Raw genomic sequence first — 6,021 nt, forward strand, 5'->3', positions numbered from 1 at the left:
AAATCAATGATTATTAATAAAATAAAACAAGACAATAGAACTTTAAGACCAGAGATACAAAAATGGGGTTGTTACTTTTTGTGTCTACATTATTATACAAGTCTATTTAAGAAACGTGAATTTAATGCATATGATATAAATACAGCGTATTATAGATTTATAGGACTTGGCTACATTAAGAGTAATTGTTTTATTATAAATCCATGTATGATACTTAATTACTATGGAATTAGAAGTAGTGTAAGATATGAGTCTTTAAATTATTTGGGTGCAGCAAATGAATTTGAAATAAGTGAAGTTAAAATTGATAAGGTTAATGGGTATCACTTTATAGCAACAAAAAATAAAGAAATATTATATGATTCACTTGACTTAAAGCCACGTGGGAAAATATTTAAAGTAACTTCAAAGCGTATATTTAGGCTAAAGTAGTTTATTTAAAGTTTAAGGCACTTTTTAGCACATTCATAAGCTTGAATTTTATTAGCAGAAGATAGGCCGTAGATATTATCAATTTCATTGGTTGAAGAATATTTCATAAGTTCTTTAATTTGAAAAGAATTGTAACCATTAGATTTTAAATTTGAGATAAATAAGTTTCGACATAAGTGGAGAGATTTATTTACACGAAATCCCGATTTTTTAAGAAGATTTTTGAATTTTTTAGAAATATGGACAATATCAATTTGGTTATCTTTAAACTTATGTTTGCTCTTTTGGAAAAGATAAGTACGCCGCGAGTCAAGAGTTTTTTCTTCGAAATGATTTTTATGTGCTGTTTGGATAGCCTGGAACTCTTCTGAGTTAATGACAATTTCTCTAATACAGGCGACATTTCTTTTTTTTGCCACATTTACTTTAATAGTATATAAAGTTTTTCCAGTTTTGCTTAAAAAGGGAGTAATATCTTGCATTTTTACTTTTTGCATTTCAGTGCCCCTGCACCCACTTATTAAGAGTAGATGCACAAACCAACCAGAAATTGGGTCAATGTGTTTTAAGGTTTTGGAGCATTTTAGAATTAATTTAATACTTTTTGGGGTCAAATAAAACTTAGGAGTTGGTTTTGAAGATTCTTTTTTATTTTTGGAAGAAATTTTTAGAGAATTTTTAAGAATTTTGTTTTCATTTACTACTTTTTGATGCTCTTGTATTAGTTTGAGCATAAAATCCATATTGAAATTATTTAAATTAAAAGAATTATTAGTATCCATAAGACAAGCTCCTTATAAGTGTTACTTTTAAATTAAGTAAAAGTAATAAAAATAGATAAAAATAGTAATTTATATTTTACCAAAAACTAAAAATTTTAGTCAAATTTAGAGAGTTCTCATTGCATGCAAAATCTGGGCTGTAGAGTGGGTGGAATAAACAGAAGCAGTGATTTTTGAGGGTGGTACACAAGAAAGATACAATACTTTGTGTAATATATAGCAAATACTTTGGAATTTAATTTGTATGTGTTTTATAATCTATTTTAATGAGTAGGTCATTTGCAATGGAGAGATTTTTGGGAGTTGGTTAAAATTACATTTGCGTTTTGTTAATATGTAACAGCTGAATGTAACAAAATCAAATAGTTAAATCTTTAAAAAATTGTATTTATTAGGCGTTGCGTTATGATTTAGACTTATGGAGAGACTTATGAATAAGATAATGAAAATATTTATTATTTGTTTTGTTTTTGCGATAATGAGTTCTTGTAAAAATCATGCTTTATCTATATATGATGAGCAAAGTAGCGATGAGTCAAAAGCTAAAAAGATAGAATTTTCTGAATTTACTGTAAATATTAAAAATAAAGATAATAGTGGTAACTGGTCAGATTTGGGAGATTTAGTTGTAAGAAAAGAAGAAGATGGTATTGAAACAGGTTTAAATGTTGGCAAAGGATACACAGCGACATTTTTTACATTAGAAGAGTCAGAAGTTAATAATTTTGTAAAAGCAATGACTGAAGGGGGAGCATTTAAAGCTAGTTTATATTATGGATATAAGAATGAACAAAATGTTACAAGTGGTATCCAAAATAAAGAGATAATAACAAAGATAGAAAAAATTAATAATTCTGAATATATTACATTTTTGGGAGATAAAATTAAGGATTCAGGAGATAAAGTTGCTGAGTATGCAATACTACTAGAAGATCTTAAAAAAATTTAAAATAGAAGTTAGAAGTATAGGGGAGAATAATTATGAATAAAAAAACATTTATTATTTGTGCTGTTTTTGCGCTGATAATTTCTTGCAAGAATTATTCAGGCGCTGAAGATTTAAAACAAATAAAACAAAATGCAGAAGGAAAAATTAAGGGATTTTTAGATAAGATTTTAGATCCAGTAAAGGATAAAATCGCTTCAAATGGTCCAAAAGTAGATGAATTGGTAAAAAAGTTACAAGAAGAAGAAAAGGAATTAATGCAGGGCGATGATCCCAATAGCAGAGTATTTAATTTGCCACCAGAATCATCGGCAAGTAGTCACAAAAATATACCTAATATACCTATATTAAAAGCAGAAGAACAAAGTGGTGCCCAACAAGAAGAAGAGAAAGTAGAAAAAGCTGAAGCTAAAGTTGAAGAAAAGAAAGAAAAACAAGTGGGTATAGTAGAAAATGCTAAAGAAAAAGAAATAGTAGCGGAACAAAACCAAGAAGAAGAAGCTAAAGCTAAAGCAGAAAAAGAAAAAAGAGAAAGAGAAGCCAAAGCTAAAAAAGAACATCAAGAAAGAGAAAGAGAAAGAGAGGAAGAAAAGCAGGTCAAAGATAAAATCAAAGATTTTGTAGATAAAATAGATAAGATAAATAGAGATATTGATAGTATTAATCCAAAGTCTTTTTTTGAAGAAAGAATGGAAGTATCTGGACAAGAAGTTGAAGATAAGGTTACGGGGGCTATTTATGATGATTTTACCAATAGCAATTCAAGCGGCAATTCTCTTTATTCTGAATGGAGTGACTCTCTTGAAGAAAGTGGCGAATTAAAGGGCCTTATTGACAAACTAGAAAAAACTAGAGGAGAATTAAGGAAAAAAATAAAAGAAGGTGAAGACAAAAATGAAAAAAATAAAAATGTTGTAAAGGTTGGTAACATTAAAGAAGATTTAGAAAAATTAAAATCAGAATTAGACGAAGTTAAAAACTATCTTGAAGACGAATCTAATTTTGAAGAAATTAAAGGATACATTGATGAGAGCAATTCATAATAATGAATAGTTTTAGATATAAATAAATTGTGTATACACAAAATAACAGCTGGTAAAAAATGACTAGTTGTTATTTTTTTTGTAGATTTCATTATTGTGAATATAAAAATGTTTTCTGTCAAAATTTTCATTCAAAAAATGCCAAAAACTATTGTTAAAAATATTGTTTATTTATATACTCTCTAGAGTTATGATGTATATAAATGAGATTTCAGATTTTTATGATTGCTTGAGTCCAGGCACAAAAAAGGAAATAAGCAAACTTTATGGAGTTAAGCAATTAACTCTAGAACAAAAAAAGGATTTTTATAGAGGTTTTGTATCAATACAAGAATACAAAAGAAAAACCGGAAAAAGCTTTGATGAAATCATAAATGCTATTGTAGACCCTGCAAAAAATTTTATTGAAGATGTTCTGAAAGATAAGCATATAATAGAAAAGTATAAAAATTTTCAAAATATGAAGTTTGATTGTAGATACAAAAAAGGAATGCTAGAAAAATGTTTGGAAAAAATGGGAGAGAAATATTCCGATCGGTTTTTGAGTATTGTTTCTGATATTATGGATGAGATTGGTAAAAAAGATCCAAAACGAGAATCAATATCCGTGGTTCTCGACTTTGTAGAGATATTATTTATAATAATGCACTACTATGATAAGGGAATTTGTACAAGGAAGTATCTTATAAAAACAATGAAAGATTTTTCCCAATTGGTATAGTCAAGTTGTAGCAAAATTTAATAAATTGGTTAATCGCTATTTTTAAATCAATAAAAGTCAATAAATATCAAACATCTATCAATAGATATCAATAAGACAATAGTTTATGTTAACGATTTACAAATTGAATTATTATTTAGAGAAACAATTTGTTAATTTTGTTATTTTAGGAGAAATTTTTTTGAAAAAAGGTAAAAGGTCTTTTGATGATTATGTTGCATATTTTAGCGAGGGCTTATTAAGCGATGTAGAAATAGCGGACAAATTAGGAGTTTCTAAAGTAAATGTGTGGAGAATGAGACAAAAATGGGAAAGTGGAGGAAATTTTATTAACGAGGACTCTAGAGTAACAATTAGTGAAGATACTTTTGAACACCTTTTGTCGCAAACCTTTAGATCAGAAGTTAACGCTAGGAAAGTTAGAAGCGAATTGGATGTAGAGCGGGCTAATTTAGAATTAGGGTTTATAAATGCATTTAAGCAATATTCTAGTGTTGAGCTTGTTAGCATGCATACTAAAATAGAAAATTTAAGAGCCGAAATTGACGCTTTAAATAAAGCAAGTAGGAAAAAAAGTAAGATAGTTGATAATGGAGAAATTGATTCTTTAAAAAGCGAGCTTGATGAATATATAAAGGAGTGTTCAATAAGAGAAATGGAGCTTTACTATGAATGTATTAAAAAACTTGCAACTGCTAATGAAGCTGAAAGCAAAAGCAACTACAAAAATAGTAAAGGGCACAAGTGAACTTATATCAAACAAAACTTTTTACAACACTCCAAAAGGAATACAAAAATAAATATGGAGTTGATATATCACAATTTGTAAAGCTAACAAACTGCTCAATTAATTTTGCTAAGTTTGAAGAAAAACAGTTAACTTTAAAACAAAAAAATGTGATAAAAAGTATTCAAAAGAATAATGAAAAAAAGATTATACTCAGTGGTGGTATAGCTAGCGGCAAAACGTATCTTGCATGTTATCTTTTTCTCAAAAGTTTAATTGAAAATAAAAAGTTATACTCTAGTGATACTAATAATTTCATTATTGGCAATTCACAACGTTCAGTTGAAGTTAATGTTTTGGGGCAATTTGAAAAGCTATGCAAACTTCTTAAAATTCCTTATATTCCAAGACATACAAATAATTCATATATTCTGATTGATTCACTGCGTATTAATCTATACGGAGGAGATAAGGCAAGTGATTTTGAAAGGTTTAGGGGTAGCAATTCGGCACTTATTTTTGTGAATGAGGCTACAACTTTACATAAGCAAACATTAGAGGAAGTCTTAAAAAGACTTAGATGTGGACAAGAAACTATTATTTTTGATACTAATCCCGATCATCCGGAACACTATTTCAAAACCGATTATATTGATAATATATCAACTTTTAAGACATATAATTTTACAACTTATGACAATGTTTTACTTAGCAAAGGATTTATAGAAACTCAAGAGAAACTCTATAAAGATATCCCATCATATAAAGCAAGAGTTTTGCTAGGTGAATGGATAGCAAGCACCGATTCAATTTTTACGCAAATAAATATTACTGAGGATTATGTGTTTACTAGTCCAATAGCCTATTTAGACCCAGCATTTAGCGTTGGAGGGGATAACACTGCATTATGTGTTATGGAGCGGGTTGATGATAAGTATTATGCTTTTGTATTTCAAGACCAACGACCAGCCAATGACCCATATATTATGAATATGATCAAGACCGTTTTAGAGAATTTTAATGTACATACACTGTATTTAGAGGATAGAGACAATACAAAAGGTGCTGGTGGATTGACTCGTGAATATATGTTGCTAAGAAATAATATGAGCCAATATTTTAGAATTGTTTCAGTTAAGCCAAAATCGAATAAATTTAGCAGAATAACAACGTTAATTACGCCGTTTACTTACAAGAAACTTTACATTACAAAGTACAGCAGTTCTTCTGTATTTAATGATATTTATTCGTATAAGGGGGATAATAAAACCCATGATGACGCTCTTGATGCAATATCTGCATCATATTTGATGTTGTCTTTAGGATATAGAGAGAGAAGTGTTCACTTTGGCAACCAAAGATTTTTGTAA

The 6,021-nt window shown here is 28.6% G+C and carries 7 protein-coding genes; 6 read left to right on the forward strand and 1 reads right to left on the reverse strand.

What is annotated here, in order from left to right:
* Positions 1 to 6: 6 nt before the first annotated feature.
* Positions 7 to 432: a DUF261 domain-containing protein gene (locus tag BBIDN127_RS04955; RefSeq protein WP_014017512.1), complete on the forward strand. Its 426-nt coding sequence runs from the start codon at positions 7 to 9 to the stop codon at positions 430 to 432.
* Between the two features lie 5 nt (positions 433 to 437).
* On the opposite strand, the gene BBIDN127_RS04960 is transcribed toward BBIDN127_RS04955, so the two are convergent.
* Entirely contained in the window at positions 438 to 1,214 is a 777-nt protein-coding gene (locus BBIDN127_RS04960) for a site-specific integrase (protein WP_014017513.1), read from the reverse strand.
* Between the two features lie 430 nt (positions 1,215 to 1,644).
* On the opposite strand from BBIDN127_RS04960, the gene BBIDN127_RS04965 reads away from it, so the two are divergent.
* The 5 genes from BBIDN127_RS04965 (at position 1,645) to BBIDN127_RS04985 (ending at position 6,021) form a co-directional block, all read left to right on the forward strand.
* On the forward strand, positions 1,645 to 2,163 hold the full coding sequence (locus BBIDN127_RS04965) for an Erp family outer-surface lipoprotein (protein WP_014017514.1): 519 nt from the start codon (positions 1,645 to 1,647) through the stop codon (positions 2,161 to 2,163).
* A gap of 32 nt (positions 2,164 to 2,195) precedes the next feature.
* A complete protein-coding gene (locus BBIDN127_RS04970; RefSeq protein WP_014017515.1) occupies positions 2,196 to 3,203 on the forward strand; it encodes an Erp family protein in 1,008 nt (335 codons plus the stop codon).
* Between the two features lie 193 nt (positions 3,204 to 3,396).
* On the forward strand, positions 3,397 to 3,924 hold the full coding sequence (locus tag BBIDN127_RS04975; protein ID WP_014017516.1) for a DUF643 domain-containing protein: 528 nt from the start codon (positions 3,397 to 3,399) through the stop codon (positions 3,922 to 3,924).
* Positions 3,925 to 4,105: 181 nt separating this feature from the next.
* Positions 4,106 to 4,672, forward strand: coding sequence for a DUF603 domain-containing protein (locus BBIDN127_RS04980; protein ID WP_014017517.1), 567 nt, complete (start codon positions 4,106 to 4,108; stop codon positions 4,670 to 4,672).
* A complete protein-coding gene (locus BBIDN127_RS04985; protein ID WP_014017518.1) occupies positions 4,669 to 6,021 on the forward strand; it encodes a PBSX family phage terminase large subunit in 1,353 nt (450 codons plus the stop codon). The genes BBIDN127_RS04980 and BBIDN127_RS04985 overlap by 4 nt, the downstream gene beginning before the upstream one ends.

Origin of the sequence: Borreliella bissettiae DN127 (genome assembly GCF_000222305.1) — a bacterium.
GTDB classification, from domain to species: domain Bacteria; phylum Spirochaetota; class Spirochaetia; order Borreliales; family Borreliaceae; genus Borreliella; species Borreliella carolinensis.

Bases quoted from the DNA above. Each gene is read 5' to 3' on its own strand.
- BBIDN127_RS04955 (WP_014017512.1), top strand. From the start codon at position 7: ATGATTATTAATAAAATAAAACAAGACAATAGAACTTTAAGACCAGAG.
- BBIDN127_RS04960 (WP_014017513.1), bottom strand. From the start codon at position 1,214: ATGGATACTAATAATTCTTTTAATTTAAATAATTTCAATATGGATTTT.
- BBIDN127_RS04965 (WP_014017514.1), top strand. From the start codon at position 1,645: ATGAATAAGATAATGAAAATATTTATTATTTGTTTTGTTTTTGCGATA.
- BBIDN127_RS04970 (WP_014017515.1), top strand. From the start codon at position 2,196: ATGAATAAAAAAACATTTATTATTTGTGCTGTTTTTGCGCTGATAATT.
- BBIDN127_RS04975 (WP_014017516.1), top strand. From the start codon at position 3,397: ATGTATATAAATGAGATTTCAGATTTTTATGATTGCTTGAGTCCAGGC.